The sequence below is a fragment of the Streptomyces sp. SAS_281 genome (assembly GCF_052542855.1).
In genome coordinates this window covers 1-20,324 of sequence record NZ_JBMNDO010000138.1, presented here as the reverse complement: position 1 = coordinate 20,324, position 20,324 = coordinate 1, and the positions used below count along the sequence as shown (strand labels likewise).

The following is a 20,324-nucleotide window of genomic DNA, read 5'->3' as shown; positions in this document are numbered from 1 at the left end:
GGTCCGCACGGGGCCTCGGGGCTCTGGCGGGGCGGCGTAAAGAGCCGGTAAATGCGGGCGTACGCTGCGGACATGAGCGAGCGACACGCCTTGCGAAGGCGTATACGCGTGTGGTTGGTCGTCTTCATCGTCTGTCTGGTTCTGAGCGGGCTGACCGCCTTCCCGCTCGTCCACGAACTGCGCTGGGCCGAGGACCTGCTGACGTCCTCGGCCTCTCCCGTCCCCGAGCACTTTCCCGGCCTGCTGGACTGGATCACCCGCGTCCGCACCGGCCTCGACGAGGCCGACGCCCGGTATCCCTTCGTGCTGTACGGCACCGACTGGCTGGCCTTCGCCCACCTGGTCATCGCGGTCGCCTTCTACGGGCCCTTCCGCGACCCGGTCCGCAACATCTGGGTGATCGAGTTCGGCATGATCGCCTGCGCCGGGATCATCCCCCTCGCGCTGATCTGCGGCCCCATCCGCGACATCCCGTTCTGGTGGTCCGTCATCGACATGTCGTTCGGCGTCTTCGGGGTGATCCCGCTGCTGATCGTGCACCGCATGACCAAGCGCCTGGAGGTCCTGGAGAGGACCCCGGCGGCGGAGCCGGTGGCCGCCTGAATCAGTCGGCCGAGGGTGCCCCGAAGACCGTGCCGACCACCCCCATGACCAGGGAGTTCTCTCCCTCGGCCTTCGCGTCCGTGGAATTGATGCTGTAGACGAGCGTGCGGGAGAGGTCGCGCGTGGCGCCGATTCCCGAGTTGTAGCCCCAGCGGCCGCCGGTCTTGCCCCAGACCTGGCGGCCGCCCAGCTTCCAGGTGGACAGGCCGGCGCTGAACGAGGGCGCCCTGCCGCTCACGAAGTCGCGCACCGACGGATCCGGCAGCGTGAACATCTCCTCCAGCAGCGGACCGCGTACCACCCGGCCCTGGAACAGCGCGGTCAGGAAGCGCTCCAGATCGGCGGTGGTGGAGATGATGTCCCCGGCCGCCCAGCCGTCGGTCGCGCTCCACACGCTGACGTCCCGCAGACCGGTGGTGCCGTCCTCCAGCCTCATGCGCTGGTACCCGTGGTTGTGCGGTCCGTGGATACGCGGGTCGGAACCGGGGAACGACGTGCCGCGCAGACCCAGCGGGGCCAGGACGCGCCGGGAGACCTCCGCCTCGTAGTCGTGCCCGGTGACCTTCTCGATCAGCAGCCCGGCCACCGTGTAGTTGATGTTGAGGTAGTGCTGCCGCGTCCCCGCCGGGAACTCGGGCTCCTTGGCGGTGGCCGAGGCGACCAGCTCACGGGCATCGAATCGGTGGAACCGGCCGGCGTACCACTCCTCCACCGTGTCGCCCGGATATTCCGCCGACGGCAGCCCGCTGGTGTGGTTCAGCAACTGGCGTACGGTGACGGCCCCGTACGCCGCGGGGATCAGCTCCGGCAGGTACGAGCGGACCGGGCGGTCCAGGCTCAGCTTCCGCTCGGCGGCGAGCTGGAGGACGGCCGCCGCGGTGAACACCTTGGTCACCGAACCCGCCCGGAAGCGCGCGTCCGGGTCCGCCGGGCGCCCCGTCACCAGGTCGTGCACCCCGGCGGAGCCGCGCCACGCACCCCCGGTGCCGCCCAGCCGGATCAGGGCGGCCGTCGCCCCGGCGTCGGGGAGCCCGGCTATGAGGTCGCTCAGCGCTTCGGTGTCCGTGCCGGCCGCCGCCGGTGCGGTGGTGTGCGTCGGGGTGCCCTTCGCGAGGGCCGGGCCTGCGGTGCCCGCCGCGAGGCCGGCGACCAGGGCGGCGGCGAGGACGGTACGGCGGATGCGGGCGTTCATCGTGATGCCTCCGGGCAGCGAGATCGGTGGCGGCGAAGTCCCGTGGACCGCGCCGTTGTTGATCCCATCCTGCTGACCGGGAGGCCCTTCGCGGATCACCGGAGCGGGGGGTTCCCGGCGGGCTCGTTCCTCCCCTGCGCGGGGGAGGCGGACGGCTGCGCTCCCTCCGGCGAGGGAGCGACGAGGCCGGTCTCGTAGGCGCAGATGACGGCCTGGACGCGGTCGCGCAGGCCCAGTTTGGACAGCACGTTGCCCACATGCGTCTTCACCGTGTGGTCGCTGACCACCATCGCCGCCGCGATCTCCGCGTTGGACAGCCCGCGCGCCAGATGCAGCAGCGTCTCGCGTTCCCGGGCCGTGAGCACGCCGAGCCGCCGCTCGTCCGGAACCGCCGCCGCCCGCGCCGGGCGCGTGGTGTACTCGGCGATGAGCAGCCGCGCCACCGAGGGCGCCAGCAGCGAGTCGCCCGCCGCCACCACGCGCACCGCGTGCACGAGGTCGTCCCGGCGGACGTCCTTGAGGAGAAAGCCGCTCGCTCCGGCGTGCAGCGCCTCGTACACGTACGCGTCGGAGTCGAACGTCGTCAGCATGACCGTCCGGCAGGCGGTCCGGGCGCTGATCTCGCGGCAGGCGCCGATGCCGTCCAGGACGGGCATCCGGATGTCCAGCAGCGCCACGTCCGGCTCCAGCCGGCGCACCGCGTCCACCGCCTGCACCCCGTCGCCCGCCTCGGCCACCACCTCGATGTCCGGCTGGGCGTCCAGGATCATCGCGAAACCGCTGCGGACCAGCTCCTGGTCGTCCGCCACCACGACACGGATCGTCAACTGCCCACCTCCGCCGAGGACGTTACCGGCTCCAGCGGCAGCGTCACGTCGACCCGGAACCCCCGCCCGTCCGGGCCCGGACCGCTACGGGCGCTGCCGCCGTGCGCCGCGGCCCGCTCCCGGATGCCGATCAGGCCGTGCCCGGTGCCCGGGTCCGCCCCCGGGCCGCCGCCGTCGTCGGTCACCGAGACGGTCAGGCTGCTCCTCCCGTACGCCAGCAGGACGCCGGCCTCGGAGGCCGCGGCGTGCTTGACCGTGTTGGTCAGGGCCTCCTGCACGATCCGGAACACGGCGCTGTCGGTGTCCCGGGGCAGCGGGCGCTCCGGACCGGTCACCGTGTGGGACACCGCCAGGCCGCTGGAACGTACGCGCTCGACCAGCGCCGGGAGTCCGGCCAGAGCCGGCTGCGGGGAGCGGGGTGCCCCGGGCCCCTGCTCGCTCTCGCGCAGCACGCCGAGCATCCGGCGCAGCTGGACCATCGCGTCCCTGCCGGTCTCCGAGATCGCGTCGAACGCCGCCTCGGCCCGCTCCGGAGCCGTACGGACCGCCACCGGGCCCGCCTCCGCCTGCACGATCATCAGGCTCACCGCGTGCGACAGGATGTCGTGCATCTCCCGGGCGATCCGGGCCCGTTCGCGGGCCGCCGCCTGCTCGGCCTCGATCCGGCGGGTGACCTCCAGCTGCCGCGCCCGGTCCTCGACGGCCCTGGTGTACGCCTGGCGGGTGTCCGTGAACCGGCCGAACCCGTACGCCGCCGTGAACACCATCAGCGAGAAGACCAGCTCCCTGGCCTCGCCCGTGTTGGACGCGACCGAGGGGAAGACGAAGGCCAGGGTGAGTGCCCCGCAGAGCCGGCGCGCCGGTGCCGGGGCGTAGGCCGCGACGCTGTAGAGGGCGACGAGACCCGTGTACGGCAGCGTCTGCCCCGGGCCGTCGACCGCCAGCCCGTACAGGCTCTGCGCCACGACCACCGCCAGCAGCACCCGCACCGGGGCCCGGCGCCGCCACAGCAGCGGAAGCACGGTCAGGGTGGTCAGCAGATACGCGGACACCGTCGCGGGTTCGAGGCGCGGGTCGCGGGGGAGCACCCACGGGACCGACACCGCGGCCTGCACCATCAGCACCACACCGATGTCGGTCACCCGGGGCCCCGGGCCGCCGGCCTCCCGCAGCTTCCGCCAGGCGGTACGGGGCCGTATCACGGTCTTCTCCCGGTGGTGTTCCGGTCGATCAGCTTGCGGAGTACGTCGATCCGGTTGGTGGTGACGGAGTCCACGCCGTCGCCGATCAGCCGGCGCATCGTCCGGCCGGTGTCGGCGGTCCAGGCAGAGACCAGCAGCCCGTCGCGGTGGTTGCGGTCCGTCAGTTCCCTGCTGACCAGCCCGAACCGGTAGTTCAGCCAGCGCGGCCGGACCGCGTCGAGCAGCGTCGCACGAGGCGGAGCGAGCGTGGTCCAGGTCATCGCGATCTCGGCCGACGGATCGGCCGCCCGCACCCGCAGCATCGCCTCGGGCCCGGCGCAGTAGTAGACCCGGTCCCCGGCCCCGCACTCCCGTACCACGCCCACCGTGCGCTTCACCGAGTCCGAGGTGGAGCCCGGCAGATCGATCATCACGCGGTGCGCGCCGGCGGCGAGCAGCGCCTCGCGCAGCGTCGGCACACCGCCCGCCGTCAGCTCGGTCAGCTCCTGGTGGCTGAGCCGGTCCAGCCGCAGTTCACGGCCCCACAGCCGGTCCAGCGTGTCGTCGTGCAGCAGGACCGGCACCCCGTCCCGGGTGATCCGGACGTCGATCTCCACCGCGTCCGCGCCCCGTTCGAGCGCGGAGCGGATCGAGGGCAGGGTGTTCTCGCGGGCGCGGTACGGATCGCCTCGGTGGGCGACGGCGGTGACAGGCGTGGCGATGGGCATGCGGCCATTGTCACCGCCCGGGGATCACCGCCCGGTGTTCCGCAGCCAGTTGGCCGTGTACGTGTCGATCTCGTCGGTCAGCGTGCGCTTGCCGGCCGGGTCCAGGAAGGACGCCTCGACGGCGTTCTTCGCGAGCGCGGCCAGACCGTGTTCGTCCAGGCCGAGGATGCGGGCTGCGACCGCGTACTCGTTGTTGAGGTCGGTGCCGAACATGGGCGGGTCGTCGCTGTTGATCGTGACCAGCACCCCGGCCCGGACCATCTCGCGGACCGGGTGCTGCTCGATGTCCTTCACCGCCCGGGTCGCGATGTTGGACGTGGGACAGACCTCCAGGGCGATGCGCCGCTCGGCGAGGTGGTCGAGGAGCTTCGGGTCGGCGACCGAGCTGGTGCCGTGACCGATGCGCTCGGCGCGCAGCGCGGTCAGCGCGTCCCAGACGGTCTGCGGGCCCGTGGTCTCCCCGGCGTGCGGCACCGAGTGCAGGCCCTCGGCGATCGCGCGGTCGAAGTAGGGCTTGAACTGCGGGCGGTCCACGCCGATCTCCGGCCCGCCGAGACCGAACGAGACCAGCCCCTCGGGCCGCAGGTCCACCGCGAGCCGGGTGGTCTCCTCGGCGGCCTCCAGGCCGGCCTCGCCGGGGATGTCGAAGCACCAGCGCAGTACGACGCCCAGCTCCCGCTCGGCCGCCTTGCGGGCGTCCTCGATCGCCTCCATGAAGCCCTGCTCGGGGATGCCGCGCCGGGTCGAGGAGAACGGGGTGACCGTCAGCTCCGCGTACCGGATGTTCTGCCGGGCCATGTCACGGGCGACCTCGTAGGTCAGCAGCCGGACGTCCTCCGGGGTGCGGATCAGGTCCACGACCGAGAGGTAGACCTCGATGAAGTGGGCGAAGTCGGTGAAGGTGAAGTAGTCGGCCAGCGCCTCGGGGGCGGTGGGGACCTTGGAGTCGGGGTGGTGCGCGGCCAGCTCCGCGACGATGCGGGGGGAGGCCGAACCGACGTGGTGGACATGGAGCTCGGCCTTGGGCAGCCCCGCGATGAAGGGGTGCAGGTCGGTCATCGGGGCCTCCGTGGGCGTGGAGTGTGACGGGCTCCGGCCGTGGGGCGGCCGGGGCGGGGACGGGAGTCATCGTAGGACGGGCCCGTAGCATGACCGCATCACGATGGGGGAGGCCCATGTCAGACCACACAGACCAGCCTGCGGACGGGGCCGCGCCGCTCGACCCCTGGGCACCGCCGGAGCGGCGCACGCCCCGCGCGGTCCCGGAGGTCCCGGGCAGCCCCGAGCCCTCGGACAGTCCGGCGCCGCCGGTCGGCCGGGTGCCCCTGGACAAGAAGCCCGGCCACGGGAACCCCGGCCCCGAGGGCTCCGCCCCCGGCACCTCCGCCCCCGGCGCCTCGCGCACCCCGGCCGACGGCATACCCGGCGACGGCATACCCGGCGCCCCGCCCACGCCCGCCGTGCACGACCAGCTGACGGTCACCTCCATGCCGGGCATCGGAACGGGGCCGGGTCCGGAACCGCTGCCGCATTCGGGATTCGGCACACCGCAGACCGGGCCCGTCGGATGGGGCGCCCCCGGAACGCCCGGGGCCGTGCCCCCGCCGCCCGTCGGACCGAACGGCCCGGGGCAGGCCGGACCGCCGCCCCGGGACGGCTACCCCGGCGCCCAGCCGCAGTACGGCTACCCCGGGCCGCAGGCCCCCGGCTACGGCTACCCCGGCGCGCAGCTCCCGCAGTACGGCCACCCCGCCGGTCAGGCGCCGCAGTACGGCTACCCGGGCCACCCCGGTTACGGGAACCCCTGGGGAGGCCCGGCGCCCGCCAACGGGCTGGGCATCGCGGCCCTGGTGCTCGGCATCATCGCGACGGCCGGGTTCTGCATGTACGGCCTGGGCATCGTCCTCGGCATCCTGGCGCTGATCTTCGGCATCATCGGCCGCGGCCGCGCCCAGCGGGGCGAGGCCGACAACCCGGGCGTGGCACTCGCCGGGATCATCCTCGGCTCCATCGGGATCGTCGTCAGCGCGGCGTTCCTCGGCTTCTTCATCTGGGTCGTGACCAACGACGACTTCGATGACGAGAACAGCGGGTCCGACTACGAGCCCGCGTCCGTCTCCCTCGTCGCCGAAGCGCGCGAGCTTCCGCCGCTGGGCCACTTCTCCGTACGGGTCTGAGCGGACCGGGACGACGACGCGCGGGGCAACGGGGGACACCCCCGCAGCCCCGCGCGCCGGCTCATATGGACTCGGCCGAGCTCCGCAGCTCGTCCCGGGCCGCCATCAGCGCGAACCCCAGCAGATTGAGCCCGCGCCACTCCGCCGGTTCCTGCGCGCGCGGGTCGTCCGCCGCGAGCCCGATGCCCCAGATCCGGTCCATGGGGCTCGCCTCCACCAGCACCCGGTCACCGGTGCGCAGCAGGAACGCGGCCAGCTCGGCGTCCTGGCCGAACTTGTGCACGCTGCCCGCCACCACCAGGCCGTACCGCTCGCGCTTCCAGACGGCGTCGTCGAAGCCCCGGACCAGCCGGCCGATCTTCTTCGCCTCGGCGGGGCTCTTCGCCGCCACCGCCCGCTCCGCCGCCTCCGCGTCGCCGAACAGCCGGGCCTTTCCGGCCATCATCCAGTGCTCCGCCGACGCGTACGTCACGCCGTCGACCGTGAACGGCGACGGCCACCACTGACTCAGGCAGCTCGCGCCGATGCTGCCGTCCGGGCGCGGTCGGTGCCCCCAGAAGTGCAGGTACTTCACCTTCCCGCCGCGGCCGGTCAGCTCGACGAGGTCCCCGACACTGCGCACATCCCCCATGTGTTCCATGCTCCGGAGTCTGCCACCCGCCACTGACAACGGGCCCGCGTGACCCAGATCACTGCCAATGGCCGGCCGAACCCGCGTCATGGATCGGCCCCGGCCCGCTCTCCCCGGTGAACGCGCCCGCCGCCCGGCCGGCGCGACACGGACTTACGGAGGCGGGCCATGAAGGGCTCGGAGGTAGGGGCGGCTGTCGAGTGGCTGGCATCGGCGGCGCCCGATCCGGTCGCCTGCCGGTGGGCCTGGGAGCGCGATCCGCGGGGGATCGCGCTCCTGCCCGCCGGCCGGCGCTGGGACGTGCTCATCCTGCCGGGGGAGCTGGGCTACCCCACGCTCGACGTGCTCACCAGGCTCATCGACCGGCCGGGGCCGGTCCTCGCGGACTTCGGCGAGTCCCGGATGGGGTTCTTCGTGCCTCCGGGCACCGCCGCCCGCTGGGTCGGCACGGGTGTCCGGGGGGCCGGGCGCGGCACCTGGATCGTCGTCCCGCACCCGGGCCGCGCGGCCGGGAAGGTGCGCTGGCTCGTCCCGCCCGACGGCTCGGGCACCCTCACCGACGCCGCCCTCCTGGAGCTCGCGATGCACGAGGCGGCGGCGGGCCCGACAGGAGGCGCGGGGGCCTGAAGCGGCCGGTGTGACGAGCCGGAACCGACTGCGGGGCGGGTTCGCCGCAGGCGCTTCCCGTACGGCAGTCACTGCCAGAGGTCTTGACAACCTGATTGGTCTGGACCATGTTGTGCGCGCCGCACCAATTCCCCTCGTCGTATCAATTCCCCCCTGCACGGAGGCCGTTGTGGAACGCACGGGACCCCCCGCCCGCATGACCAGCCTGGTGGCCGCCCTCTCGGCGGCCCTGCTCGCTGCCGGCGGCCTCGCCGCGTCGGCGCCCACCGCCGCCGCGGCCGACGCCGAACTGGCGAGCAACGGCACCTTCGAGTCCGGACTGTCCGGCTGGAACTGCTCCGGCGGCAGCGGAACGGCAGTCAGCAGCCCCGTACACGGCGGGACATCGGCGCTGAAGGCCACCCCGGCCGGCAGCGACAACGCCAAGTGCTCCCAGTCCCTGAAGGTGAAGCCCGGCTCCACGTACACGCTGAGCGCCTGGGTGCAGGGGAGTTACGTCTACCTCGGCGCCTCGGGCACCGGCACGACGGACGTCTCCACCTGGACGCAGTCCGCTCCGGGCTGGCAGAAGCTGACGACCACCTTCACCACCGGGCCGTCCACCAGCTCCGTCAGCATCTACACGCACGGCTGGTACGGCACCCCGGCCTACTACGCCGACGACATCAGCCTGATCGGCCCCGGCGGCGACCCGGTCGTGCTCCCCGCCGCCCCCACGGCCCTCAAGGCCGGTACGGTCACCGCCTCCTCGGTCGCCCTCTCCTGGACGGGCTCCTCCGGGGCCACCGGCTACAACGTCTACCGGGGCGGCACCAAGGTCCAGAGCGCCACCGGGACCTCGGCGACCGTGACGGGCCTCAGCGCCTCGACCGCGTACAGCTTCCAGGTCAGCGCGGTGAACGAGGCGGGCGAGTCCGCGAAGTCCGCCGCCGTGTCGGCCACCACCGCCCAGGGCGGCGGAGGCGACGGCGGTACCGGTACCCAGCTGCCGGCCCACGCGCTCGTCGGCTATCTGCACTCCAGCTTCGCCAACGGCTCCGGCTACACGCGCATGGCGGACGTGCCGGACTCCTGGGACGTCATCGACCTGGCCTTCGGCGAGCCGACCTCCGTCACCTCGGGCGACATCCGCTTCAAGCTCTGCCCGGTCACCGAGTGCCCCAACGTCGAGTCCGAGGCGGAGTTCAAGGCGGCCATCAAGGCCAAGCAGGCCGCCGGCAAGAAGGTGCTGATCTCCATCGGCGGCCAGAACGGCCAGGTGCAGCTCGCCACCACCGCCGCCCGGGACATGTTCGTCTCCTCGGTGAGCAAGATCATCGACGAGTACGGCCTCGACGGCCTGGACATCGACTTCGAGGGCCACTCCCTCTCGCTGAACACCGGGGACACCGACTTCCGGAACCCCACCACCCCGGTGATCGTCAACCTGATCTCGGCGGTGAAGACCCTCAAGGCCAAGTACGGCGACAAGTTCGTCCTCACCATGGCCCCCGAGACCTTCTTCGTCCAGCTCGGGTACCAGTACTACGGCTCCGGCCCCTGGGGCGGCCAGGACCCGCGCGCCGGTGCCTATCTGCCGGTGATCCACGCGCTGCGCGACGACCTGACCCTGCTGCACGTCCAGGACTACAACTCGGGCTCCATCATGGGTCTGGACAACCAGTACCACTCCATGGGCGGCGCCGACTTCCACATCGCGATGACCGACATGCTCATGGCCGGCTTCCCCGTCGCCGGTGACCAGACGAAGGTCTTCCCCGGACTGCGGCCCGACCAGATCGCGATCGGCCTGCCGGCCTCCACCCAGGCGGGCAACGGACACACCTCGCCCGCCGAGGTCACCAAGGCGCTGAACTGCCTCACCAAGAAGACCGACTGCGGCTCCTACGCCACCCACGGCACCTGGTCGGGCCTGCGCGGCCTGATGACCTGGTCCGTCAACTGGGACCGCTTCAACAACTGGGAGTTCTCGAAAAACTTCGACGCCTACTTCGGCTGACCAGCCCGTACGGCAGCAGGAGTAGCAGCCCGCACATGAACCAGCTGCCCAGCACATCCAGCGGCCAGTGATAGCCGCGGAGCACCAGACCGATGCCCGTCATCGCCGTCAGCAGGACGGCGGTGACGGGCATCATCCACGCCGGCCGCGCCCGCCCGGCCAGCAGCAGCGCCGAGGCCCCGTACGCCACCGCGGCCGTCGCCGCGTGACCGGACGGGTAGTAGCCGGTGGCGTCCGTCAGCGGCCCGGGCCGGGCGATCCAGTCCTTCAGCGGTACGACGAGCAGGGGCACCGCCGCCATCGCGAGCGCCGCGCCCAGCACCTCCCACCGCCGTCCACGCAGCAGCGACCAGCCGATCGCGCAGGCCAGCACCGGAAGGGCGACCTGCATGTTGCCGAGATCGGCGAAGAACTCGGTGAGCCACCGGGGACCGCGGCCGACGAGGGCCCGTCCGGCGCGCTCGTCGAGGCCGCGCAGCGGGCCGTCGGCGGCGATCTGCCAGGTGGTCAGCGCGAAAAGGGCCGACAGGCCCGACACCAGGGAAAAGAAAAAAGCCGTCCGCCCCGGAACTGGGGGGGTTGTTCCGGAGCGGACGAGTGGACCGGTTTGCCGCGCGCCCCGGGGGGTGTGGGGCGAGCGGCCATCCGATCGGTGAGGAGTTCCGGAGCGTGATGCCCCAGTGGTGTGCGCGAAGGCACGCCCGGGACGGTGCCGAGGAAGCTCCGACCCGGATTCACCCGCAGTCCCCTGCGGGCGGGGTGTTTCTCTCATCTGCGAAAACCGTACGTCAGGCGAAGGGGGACCGATAGCGGGAACGGTATCCCGCCATCGGCCCCCCACCTTTTCTTCACAGGCGCACACGGAACCCCGGGGTTCAGATCCCGGCGAAGGCGCCTTCCAGCACGTCCAGGCCCTCGTTGAGCAGGTCCTCGCCGATCACCAGCGGCGGCAGGAAGCGCAGGACGTTGCCGTACGTGCCGCAGGTCAGGACCAGGACGCCCTCGGCGTGGCACGCCTTCGCGAGCCGGGTGGCGGACTCGGGGTCCGGGTCCTTCGTGCCCGGCTTCACCAGTTCGATGGCGATCATCGCGCCGCGGCCCCGGATGTCACCGATCAGCCCGCCGTTCGGCAGCTTCGCGCGCATCCCTTCGAGGCGGCCCTTCATGACCTCCTCGATCCGCTTCGCCTTCTTGTTCAGGTCCAGCTCGCGCATCGTCTCGATCGCCCCGAGGGCGCCCGCGCAGGCCACCGGGTTGCCGCCGTACGTACCGCCGAGGCCGCCCGCGTGCGCCGCGTCCATGATCTCGGCGCGGCCGGTCACGGCCGACAGCGGGAGGCCGCCCGCGATGCCCTTGGCCGTGGTGATCAGGTCCGGGACGATGCCCTCGTCCTCACAGGCGAACCACTGGCCGGTCCGGCAGAAGCCCGACTGGATCTCGTCGGCCACGAAGACGATGCCGTTGTCCTGCGCGAACCGGGCGATCGCCGGCAGGAAGCCCTTGGCCGGCTCGATGAAACCGCCCTCGCCGAGCACCGGCTCGATGATGATCGCGGCGACGTTCTCCGCGCCGATCTGCTTGGTGATCTGATCGATGGCCTGGGCGGACGCCTCCGCGCCGGCGTTCTCGGCGCCGGTCGGCCAGCGGTAGCCGTACGCCACCGGCACCCGGTACACCTCCGGCGCGAACGGGCCGAAGCCGTGCTTGTACGGCATGTTCTTGGCGGTCAGCGCCATCGTGAGGTTCGTCCGGCCGTGGTAGCCGTGGTCGAACACGACGACCGCGGTGCGCTTGGTGTACGCGCGGGCGATCTTCACCGCGTTCTCGACGGCCTCGGCGCCCGAGTTGAACAGCGCGGACTTCTTCGCGTGGTCGCCCGGGGTCAGCTCCGCGAGCCGCTCGCAGACCTCCACGTACCCCTCGTACGGCGTGACCATGAAACAGGTGTGGGTGAAGTCCGCGAGCTGCGCGGAGGCCCGGCGCACGACGGCCTCGGCGGAGGCGCCGACCGAGGTCACGGCGATACCGGAACCGAAGTCGATCAGACGGTTGCCGTCCACGTCCTCGATGATCCCGCCGCCCGCCCGCGCGGTGAACACCGGCAGGGTGGAGCCGACGCCCGCGGCGACCGCCGCGAGCCGGCGGTCTTGCAGCTCGACCGACTTCGGACCGGGAATGGCGGTGACGAGTCGGCGCTCCTGCGGGATTTCGGTCATGCGGGGCTCCTGGGGGTGTTTCGGACGCTTCTTCGTTGTGCAGGCTAGGCGCGGGACCGTGGGCGGGGCATGCTCCGATCGGTAGTGGTCGCGTACGTGTCGTTGTCCGCGAAGGACAGAAGGCGGCGCGGGGGTGCGGGGCGTGATCCCGGCGGTCACTATCCGGGCGCGTTGCTGAACTCACCGTGTGCGCGCACTAGATTGACCGGTGCAGCGACGGACCTGGCTGGTCAAGGGGGCAACGGTTCATGGAGAACGACGGTACGCACGGCGCGTGGGACACGCGGGGCGCGCAGCCGCCCGACGCGCGGGCCGGAGGCTCCGTACCGCGTCCGGCGGGTCCGCCCCCCGCCGCACCGCCCGCCTACCCGCCCACGGTCCCGCCGCCCGCCCGGCCCCCCGCGCCGGCGCCCGCCGCGCACACCCCGGCACCGGGGACCGCCGCGCCCACCGCCGACTGGTTCAACGCGCCCCGTCCCGAGGCCGGACCCGGCGTCTGGCGGTACGGGTTCGTGCCCCGGCCCGCCGAGCGCCCGCCGCGCCCCTCACTGGTGGGCCCGGCCGCGACGCTCGTCCTGTGGCTCCTGCTCTGGCTGCTGCTCACCGAGCGCAGCGTCCCCTATGTCAGCAAGCCGATCGAGATCATCACCGGCCCCGAGTGGTGGACCTTCGGCGGGCTGAGGGACGACGCCCCCGCCCTCGTCGTCAACTCCACGACCCTCTACTACCAGGTGCTCGTCCTCGGCCTCGGCTTCTGGGCCGCCCGAGTCGGCGGCTGGGCGGGCGTCTTCCGCTACTTCGCCGGCCCGAACCTCGCCCGCGCCCGGCTCGTCCTCACCCTGGGCGGCGCACTGCTCACCCTGTGGCTCGTCTGGACACGCCGGGTCCCCCTCGCCGACCTGGTCTTCCCCGCGGTCCCCACCAGCTGGATGCAGGGCGGCGGCAACAAGTACGCGGCGCTGCTCGTCGTGCTCGTGCTCTACGCCCTGATCGGCACCGCGATCGCCTGGCCGTTCGCCCGGACCGGCCACTGGTCGACGGAGCTCGGCCCCTTCCTCCGCCGCGAACCCACCCCGAAGGAGCCCACCGCCGCCCCCGCCCCGGCGGACGGCCCCCTGCGCGCCCACTGGCCCGAGCTGCGTGCCGCCGGCTCCGCCGACGCCGCCGAAGCGCTGACCGCCGCCGTGTACGCGGGCCGGATGAACGACGTGGACTGCGTGCGGGTGGGTCACGCCTGGACCGGGGCGCGCGGCCGCCCCGACCGGCTGGCGTCCTTCACCGAGACCGTGCTCCGCAAGGGCGCCGACGCCTTCCTGCACCCCTCCGGCCGCCGGGACGTGCCCCGGCGCACCGCGACCCACGACCCCCTCACCGGCCAGGTCCGCATCGGGGAGTGCGCCGACGACCCGCGCAACCCCTACCCGCGCCGGGGTGCCGGCATGGCGCTGGAACCCGCGTTGCTCGGCACCTCCCTGCTGGCCGTCGGCCCGCCGGGCTCCGGCAAGACCGAGCGGGTCGTCGGGCCCGTCGTGGAAGCCCTCGCCCTGCGGGCGCTCACCGGCCAGGCGGCCGTGCTCGCCGTCGGCGCGGCGGGCGGTGGGCTCGGCCCGGACGACGCCTACGACGTCGTCATCCGCATCGGCGACCCCGCGTCCCTGCACGACTTCGACCTGTACGGCGGCACCACCGACCCGGACGAGGCCGCGGCGGCCCTCGCCGAGGGGCTGGCCGGGGACATCCCCGCCCTGGAGACCCGGCGCGCCGCGACCGCCCTCGGGCAGCTGCTCGGCCCGTTCCGCACGGTCCACGGCCGCTTCCCGTCCGTACCCGAACTCCGCGAACTCCTCGAAGGCTCCGCCGCCGCGCTCGGCGCCCTGCGCGAGGCCCTGGAGGCCGGGGGGCACCAGGCGATGCTGCGCGAACTGGAGGCCAGGGCCCGCCAGGCGGGCGGCGGCGCCGATCCGGCCGCCGTCCTGGCCGACCGGATCGCCACGCTCGACCGGCCCGCCTTCGCCGGGTTCTTCGCCACCGGCGAGGACGCCCGGCCGTTCTCGCTGCGCTCCCTGGGCCGGCACCCGCTGCGGGTCCGCGTCGACCTGCCGGAGCGGGTCCACGCCGAGGCGTCCCGCGTTCTGGCCCGCCTGGTGCTCGCCCAGTTCAACGCCGTCGCCGCCGCCCGCACCGACCGCTCGCTGTTCGTCTGCCTCGTCCTGGACGACGCCACCCACACCGTCACCGCCGACACCGTCCGGGGCATCCGCCGCCTCCGGTCCGTCAACGCCGGGGCGGTCCTCGCCCTGCGCACCCTGGACGACGTGCCGGAGGGGCTGCACACGGCGCTGCTCGGGGCGTTCGGCTGCACCATGGTCTTCCCCGGCCTCACCACCTGGGACGGCAAGCGCTTCGCGGAGGCGTGGGGCAAGGAGTGGGTGGAGGTCCGCGAGGTCGCCCAGCACGGCGTCTTCGCCGACCAGCCGCTCACCCGCGCCCTGCACTCCCTGCGCAAGATGGCCACCGGCAAGGCCGTGACCACGGACGCGGTGACCGTGCGCCAGGTCGAGCGGGAGCGGTGGTCCGCCTCCGCGCTCGCCTACGAACTGCCGCACGGCCACGCGGTGCTCTCCCTGACCACGGTCGGCGGCGAGCACATGCCCCCGCTGCTCGTGCGGCTGGCCGGCTGAGGCGGGAGAGGGGCGGCAGGGACGCGCGGGACACGAGTGGCAGCGGTGACAGGAACTCTGCCACCCTGGCAGAATCGAAGTGAGCCGTTCATACGGGACGGCGAAATCACCCCCTGCCGAAGGCCCTCATCCCCATGCCGCCCACGCTCGCCTCGCTCGTCCAGCACTCGGCGCTCAAACTCACGGTGCGCGCGGGGGCGGACCGCCTCGACACCCCGGTGCGCTGGGCACACGCCAGCGAGCTGACCGACCCCGTCCCCTACATGGAGGGCGGCGAACTGCTGCTGGTCACCGCGACCAACCTGGACGCGGAGAACCCCGAGGCGATGGGGCGTTACGTGCGCCGGCTCGCCGACGCCGGGGTCGCCGGGCTCGGCTTCGCCGTCGGCGTCAACTACGACGAGGTGCCCCGGCCCCTGATCGGCGCCGCCGAGGAAGCCGGGCTCCCGCTGCTCGAAGTGCCCCGCCGCACCCCGTTCATCGCCATCGCCAAGGCCGTCTCCTCGCACATCGCGGCCGACCAGTACCGCGCGGTCACCGCCGGCTTCGAGGCGCAGCGGGAGCTGACGAGTGCGGCGCTCGCCGGCGACGGCCCCGCCGCCCTCCTCACCCGCCTCGCCGCCCACGTCAGCGGCTGGGCCGCCCTCTACGACGCCGCCGGGACCGTGGTGGCCGCCGCGCCCGACTGGGCGGCCCGCCGCGCCGCCCGGCTCACCCCCGAGCTGGAGCGGCTGCGGTCCCGCCCCGCCCCGGCCAGCATGGTCGTGGGCGACACCGACGACCGTGTCGAACTCCAGTCCCTGGGCACCGGCCGCCGGGTCCGCGGCGCCCTCGCCGTCGGCACCGGGGCGGCCCTCGGCACCGCCGAGCGGTACGCCGTGCACTCGGCGGTCGCCCTGCTCACCCTCACCACCGCCCGCTCCCGCGCCCTCCAGGGCGCCGAGCAGCGACTCGGCGCGGCGGTGCTGCGGATGCTGCTCGCCGGCCAGCCCGACCACGCCCGCGCCGTCGCCGGGGACCTCTACGGCGGGCTGCTCGACGCCCCCTTCCGGCTGCTCATCGCCGAGGGCCAGGACCCCTCGGCCACGGCGCTCCTGGCCGACGCGCTGGACACCGCCGCCGACCGGTCCGGCGAGACCCTGCTGATGGTGCCCGAGGGCGAACGCCTCCTGGTGCTGGCCGCCGACGGCGGCGCGGCGGTGACCGCCTGCGCGGCGTACGCCCAGGCGCAGGACGGGCTGACCCCGCGCGAGCCGGCCGCCGCCCAGGAGAACGATGTCGTGGTGGGCATGTCCGCACCGGCGGGCCCGGTAGCCGTGTCCGCCGCGTACAAGCAGGCCGAGCAGGCCCTCTCGGTGGCCCGCCGCCGGGGCCGGGCCCTGGTCGAGCACGCGGAGCTGGCCACCGGGTCCGTGCTGCCGCTGCTCGCCGACGACGCGGTGCGGGCCTTCGCGGACGGCATGCTCCGCGCCCTGTACGAGCACGACGCCAAGGGCCGGGGCGATCTCGTCGCCTCCGTGCGCGCCTGGCTCTCGCACCACGGCCAGTGGGACGCCGCCGCCGCCGACCTGGGGGTCCACCGGCACACCCTGCGGTACCGGATGCGGCGGGTGGAGGAGATCCTCGGGCGCTCGCTGGACGATCCGGACGTCCGCATGGAGCTCTGGCTCGCCCTGAAGGTCACCTCACCGCCTGGCCAATAAGGCGCACCCGGGCCGCTGTCCGCTCCACGCAGGACAAACGCCGGGCGGCCTCCCGGGCCCTACCGTGGGGGCCGACACACCCCACGCCATCGAAGGGCCGGAACTCCATGACCTCCACCCACGCCTTCTGGCTGGCCGGCCGCCAGGCCACCGGCGAGGAAAGCTTCGACGTCACCAACTCCTGGGACGGGCGCCTCGTCGCGACGGTCTCCGTCCCGACCGAGGCCCAGGTCGAGGAGGCCGTCGCCGCCGCGCACGCCGTGCGCGAGGAGTTCGCCGCGACCCCGGCCCACGTCCGCGCCGCCGCACTCGACCACGTGGCCCGCCGGCTGTCCGAGCGCACCGAGGAGATCGCCCAGCTGATCTCCGCCGAGAACGGCAAGCCCATCAAGTGGGCGCGCGGCGAGGTCGGGCGGGCCGTGTCCGTCTTCCGCTTCGCCTCCGAGGAGGCCCGCCGGTTCAACAGCGGCGAGGCCCAGCGTCTGGACACCGACGCCGGTGGCACCGGCCGCCTCGGCCTCACCCGGCGCTTCCCGCGCGGCACGGTCCTCGGCATCGCGCCCTTCAACTTCCCGCTGAACCTCAGCGCCCACAAGGTCGCCCCGGCCATCGCCGTCGGCGTCCCCATCATCCTGAAGCCGGCCCCGGCCACCCCGGTCTCCTCGCTGGTCCTGGGCGAGCTGCTGGCCGAGACGGACCTCCCGGCCGGCTCCTGGTCGGTGCTCACGGTCCCCAACGACCGGATGCCCGCCCTGGTCCAGGACGAGCGGCTGCCCGTGATCTCCTTCACCGGGTCCGCCCCCGTCGGCTACGCGATCATGGACTCGGTGCCCCGTAAGCACTGCACGCTGGAGCTCGGCGGCAACGGCGCCGCCGTCGTCCTCGGCGACTACGCCTCCGACGAGGACCTTGACTGGGCCGCGACCCGCATCGCGACCTTCTCCAACTACCAGGGCGGCCAGTCCTGCATCTCGGTCCAGCGCGTCATCGCCGACGCCGCGGTGTACGACCGGCTGCTGCCCAGGATCGTCGCCGCCGTGGAGGCCCAGGTCACCGGCGACCCGTCCGACCCCACCACCGACGTCGGCCCGCTCGTGGACGAGGCCGCCGCCCGGCGCGTCGAGTCCTGGGTGGACGAGGCCGTGGCGGCGGGCGCCCAGCTCCTCGCGGGCGGCAAGCGGGACGGGTCGACGTACGCGCCGACCGTCCTCGCCGGACTGCCCGGCGGCGTCACCCTCGCCACCGAGGAGGTCTTCGGCCCGGTCCTGTCCGTGCAGAAGGTGACCGGCGAGGCCGAGGCGTTCGCCGCCGTCAACGCCTCGCAGTACGGGCTCCAGGCGGGCGTGTTCACCCACGACATCCAGGCCGCCTTCCGCGCCCACCGCGCGCTGGAGGTCGGCGGCGTGATCATCGGCGACGTCCCCTCGTACCGCGCCGACCAGATGCCGTACGGCGGAGCCAAGCAGTCCGGCGTGGGCCGCGAGGGCGTCCGCTACGCGATGGACGACTACACCTACGAGCGCGTCCTCGTCCTCACGGGCCTCGCGCTCTGACGCCCACGCGGGCGCATGCCGCATCCGGCGGCGGGCAGTGGAGTGGCGGCCGACCCGATCGGCGCCCCGAGGCTGGTCGGGCCGCCGGGGATCGGGTACATACGGACGAGTAGAACCGGACAGGTACGCACGGGCGGACACCCCCGCCCGTGCGCCTGCCGGGTCCACCCACCCGACGACGCGGCGAGGTGAGCCCTCATGTCCGCTCCATCCGCACAACAGCCCACGCCCAAGGTCACCGAACGCGAAGCGCGCCAGGTCGCCGAGGACGCCCGGGAACAGGACTGGCGCAAACCCAGCTTCGCCAAGGAACTCTTCCTCGGCCGCTTCCGCCTGGACCTGATCCACCCGCACCCGCAGCCCGCCGGCGAGGACGTCCGGCGCGGCGAGGAATTCCTCGCCCGGCTCCGTGAGTTCTGCGAGACCCGGGTCGACAGCGCCCTCATCGAACGCGAGGCGAGAATTCCCGACGAGGTCGTCAACGGCCTCAAGGAACTCGGCGCGCTCGGCATGAAGATCGACGTCAAGTACGGCGGCCTCGGCCTCACCCAGGTCTACTACAACCGCGCCCTCGCCCTGGCCGGCTCCGCGAGCCCCGCCATCGGCGCGCTGCTCTCCGCCCACCAGTCGATCGGTGTACCGCAGCCGCTGAAGACCTTCGGCACCCAGGAGCAGAAGGACACCTTCCTGCCCCGGCTGGCCCGTACCGACATCTCCGCGTTCCTCCTCACCGAGCCGGACGTGGGCTCCGACCCGGCACGGCTCGCCACCACCGCCGTCCGGGACGGGGACGACTACGTCCTCGACGGAGTGAAACTGTGGACCACCAACGGGGTCGTCGCGGACCTGCTGGTCGTCATGGCACGCGTACCGAAGTCGGCGGAGGGCAAGGGCGGCATCACCGCGTTCGTGGTCGAGGCGGACGCCCCCGGCATCACCGTGGAGCACCGCAACGCCTTCATGGGCCTGCGCGGCATCGAGAACGGCGTCACCCGCTTCCACCAGGTGCGCGTGCCCGCCGCCCACCGCATCGGACCCGAGGGCGCGGGGCTCAAGATCGCGCTCACCACGCTCAACACCGGGCGGCTCTCGCTGCCCGCGATGTGCGTCGGCTCCGGCAAGTGGTGCCTGAAGATCGCCCGTGAGTGGTCCGCCGTCCGCGAGCAGTGGGGCAGGCCCGTCGCCCGGCACGAGGCCGTCGGCTCCAAGATCGCCTTCATCGCCGCGACCACCTTCGCCCTCGAAGCCGTGGTCGACCTCGCCTCGCAGATGGCCGACGAGGACCGCAACGACATCCGCATCGAGGCGGCGCTCGCCAAGCTCTACGGCTCCGAGATGGGCTGCCTGATCGCCGACGAACTGGTCCAGATCCGCGGCGGACGCGGCTTCGAGACCGCCGCGTCCCTCGCCGCCCGGGGCGAACGGGCCGTGCCCGCCGAGCAGATGCTCCGCGACATGCGGATCAACCGGATCTTCGAGGGCTCCACGGAGATCATGCACCTGCTGATCGCCCGCGAGGCCGTCGACGCCCACCTCAAGGTCGCCGGCGACATCATCGACCCCGACAAGCCGCTCTCCGCGAAGGCGAAGGCCGGTGCCAACGCGGCCGGCTTCTACGCCAAGTGGCTGCCCAAGCTCGTCGCGGGCCCCGGCCAGCTGCCCACCACCTACGCCGAGTTCAACCCGGCCGGCCACCCGGACCTGGCCACGCATCTGCGGTACGTCGAACGCGCCTCGCGCAAGCTGGCCCGCTCCACGTTCTACGCGATGTCCCGCTGGCAGGGCCGGATGGAGACCAAACAGGGCTTCCTCGGCCGGATCGTGGACATCGGCGCCGAACTCTTCGCGATGAGCGCCGCCTGCGTCCGCGCCGAGCACCTGCGCGCCACGGACGAGCACGGCCGCGAGGCGTACCAGCTCGCCGACGCCTTCTGCCGCCAGGCCCGCATCCGCGTCGAGGAGCTGTTCACCCGGCTCTGGTCCAACACCGACGACCTCGACCGGCGCGTCGTGGAGGGCGTCCTGTCGGGCACGTACGGCTGGCTGGAGGAGGGCGTGGTGGACCCGAGCGGCGAGGGCCCCTGGATCGCCGACGCCACCCCCGGCCCCTCCACCGAGGAGAACGTCCACCGGCCGATCCGCTGAGCCACCGGGCCGCTACCGGGGGGGGGGGGGGGGGGGGGGGGGGGGGGGGGGGGGGGGGGGG

General features: G+C 73.3%; 16 protein-coding genes. 8 read left to right on the top strand and 8 right to left on the bottom strand.

The window, feature by feature from the left end; all coding sequences use genetic code 11:
• Window positions 1–72: 72 nt before the first annotated feature.
• Window positions 73–603 (top strand): hypothetical protein, encoded by a 531-nt coding sequence (locus ACN6LM_RS33375; RefSeq protein ID WP_445069131.1) that lies wholly within the window; start codon window positions 73–75, stop codon window positions 601–603.
• A 1-nt stretch (window position 604) separates the two neighbouring features.
• On the opposite strand, the gene ACN6LM_RS33370 is transcribed toward ACN6LM_RS33375, so the two are convergent.
• From ACN6LM_RS33370 to ACN6LM_RS33350, 5 genes are all read right to left on the bottom strand, one after another.
• The gene (locus tag ACN6LM_RS33370) at window positions 605–1,795 is read right to left on the bottom strand and encodes a serine hydrolase domain-containing protein (protein ID WP_445069130.1); all 1,191 of its coding nucleotides are present in this window, start codon (window positions 1,793–1,795) and stop codon (window positions 605–607) included.
• 95 nt (window positions 1,796–1,890) lie between these two features.
• A complete protein-coding gene (locus ACN6LM_RS33365; RefSeq protein WP_445069129.1) occupies window positions 1,891–2,622 on the bottom strand; it encodes a response regulator in 732 nt (243 codons plus the stop codon).
• Window positions 2,619–3,764 carry a sensor histidine kinase gene (locus tag ACN6LM_RS33360; protein ID WP_445069134.1) on the bottom strand — a complete coding sequence of 382 codons (1,146 nt, stop codon included), beginning with the start codon at window positions 3,762–3,764 and terminating at the stop codon, window positions 2,619–2,621. The genes ACN6LM_RS33365 and ACN6LM_RS33360 overlap by 4 nt, the downstream gene beginning before the upstream one ends.
• Window positions 3,765–3,820: 56 nt before the next feature.
• A complete protein-coding gene (locus tag ACN6LM_RS33355) occupies window positions 3,821–4,531 on the bottom strand; it encodes a glycerophosphodiester phosphodiesterase (RefSeq protein WP_445069128.1) in 711 nt (236 codons plus the stop codon).
• 24 nt (window positions 4,532–4,555) lie between these two features.
• Complete coding sequence (locus tag ACN6LM_RS33350) at window positions 4,556–5,590, bottom strand: adenosine deaminase (RefSeq protein WP_445069127.1); 1,035 nt, start codon at window positions 5,588–5,590, stop codon at window positions 4,556–4,558.
• A 260-nt stretch (window positions 5,591–5,850) separates the two neighbouring features.
• Here ACN6LM_RS33350 and ACN6LM_RS33345 point away from each other — a divergent pair, with 260 nt between their 5' ends.
• Complete coding sequence (locus ACN6LM_RS33345) at window positions 5,851–6,708, top strand: DUF4190 domain-containing protein (RefSeq protein ID WP_445069133.1); 858 nt, start codon at window positions 5,851–5,853, stop codon at window positions 6,706–6,708.
• A gap of 61 nt (window positions 6,709–6,769) precedes the next feature.
• On the opposite strand, the gene ACN6LM_RS33340 is transcribed toward ACN6LM_RS33345, so the two are convergent.
• Window positions 6,770–7,339, bottom strand: coding sequence for an NADAR family protein (locus tag ACN6LM_RS33340; protein WP_445069132.1), 570 nt, complete (start codon window positions 7,337–7,339; stop codon window positions 6,770–6,772).
• A gap of 168 nt (window positions 7,340–7,507) precedes the next feature.
• On the opposite strand from ACN6LM_RS33340, the gene ACN6LM_RS33335 reads away from it, so the two are divergent.
• Both ACN6LM_RS33335 and ACN6LM_RS33330 read left to right on the top strand, forming a co-directional pair.
• Window positions 7,508–7,966: a hypothetical protein gene (locus ACN6LM_RS33335; protein ID WP_445069126.1), complete on the top strand. Its 459-nt coding sequence runs from the start codon at window positions 7,508–7,510 to the stop codon at window positions 7,964–7,966.
• A gap of 169 nt (window positions 7,967–8,135) precedes the next feature.
• Entirely contained in the window at window positions 8,136–9,965 is a 1,830-nt protein-coding gene (locus tag ACN6LM_RS33330; protein ID WP_445069125.1) for a chitinase, read from the top strand.
• Here ACN6LM_RS33330 and ACN6LM_RS33325 read toward each other — a convergent pair.
• Both ACN6LM_RS33325 and gabT read right to left on the bottom strand, forming a co-directional pair.
• The gene (locus ACN6LM_RS33325; protein ID WP_445069124.1) at window positions 9,919–10,737 is read right to left on the bottom strand and encodes a phosphatase PAP2 family protein; all 819 of its coding nucleotides are present in this window, start codon (window positions 10,735–10,737) and stop codon (window positions 9,919–9,921) included. The two genes, ACN6LM_RS33330 and ACN6LM_RS33325, sit on opposite strands and share 47 nt — an antisense overlap.
• A gap of 103 nt (window positions 10,738–10,840) precedes the next feature.
• On the bottom strand, window positions 10,841–12,181 hold the full coding sequence (gene gabT, locus ACN6LM_RS33320; protein ID WP_445069123.1) for a 4-aminobutyrate--2-oxoglutarate transaminase: 1,341 nt from the start codon (window positions 12,179–12,181) through the stop codon (window positions 10,841–10,843).
• Between the two features lie 248 nt (window positions 12,182–12,429).
• On the opposite strand from gabT, the gene ACN6LM_RS33315 reads away from it, so the two are divergent.
• The 4 genes from ACN6LM_RS33315 (at window position 12,430) to ACN6LM_RS33300 (ending at window position 20,263) form a co-directional block, all read left to right on the top strand.
• Window positions 12,430–14,862 (top strand): ATP/GTP-binding protein, encoded by a 2,433-nt coding sequence (locus tag ACN6LM_RS33315; protein WP_445069122.1) that lies wholly within the window; start codon window positions 12,430–12,432, stop codon window positions 14,860–14,862.
• A gap of 134 nt (window positions 14,863–14,996) precedes the next feature.
• Complete coding sequence (locus ACN6LM_RS33310; protein ID WP_445069121.1) at window positions 14,997–16,565, top strand: PucR family transcriptional regulator; 1,569 nt, start codon at window positions 14,997–14,999, stop codon at window positions 16,563–16,565.
• Between the two features lie 107 nt (window positions 16,566–16,672).
• Window positions 16,673–18,118, top strand: a complete 1,446-nt coding sequence (locus tag ACN6LM_RS33305; RefSeq protein ID WP_445069120.1) for an aldehyde dehydrogenase family protein — start codon at window positions 16,673–16,675, stop codon at window positions 18,116–18,118.
• Window positions 18,119–18,316: 198 nt separating this feature from the next.
• Window positions 18,317–20,263 (top strand): acyl-CoA dehydrogenase family protein, encoded by a 1,947-nt coding sequence (locus ACN6LM_RS33300; RefSeq protein WP_445069119.1) that lies wholly within the window; start codon window positions 18,317–18,319, stop codon window positions 20,261–20,263.
• Window positions 20,264–20,324 lie beyond the last annotated feature (61 nt).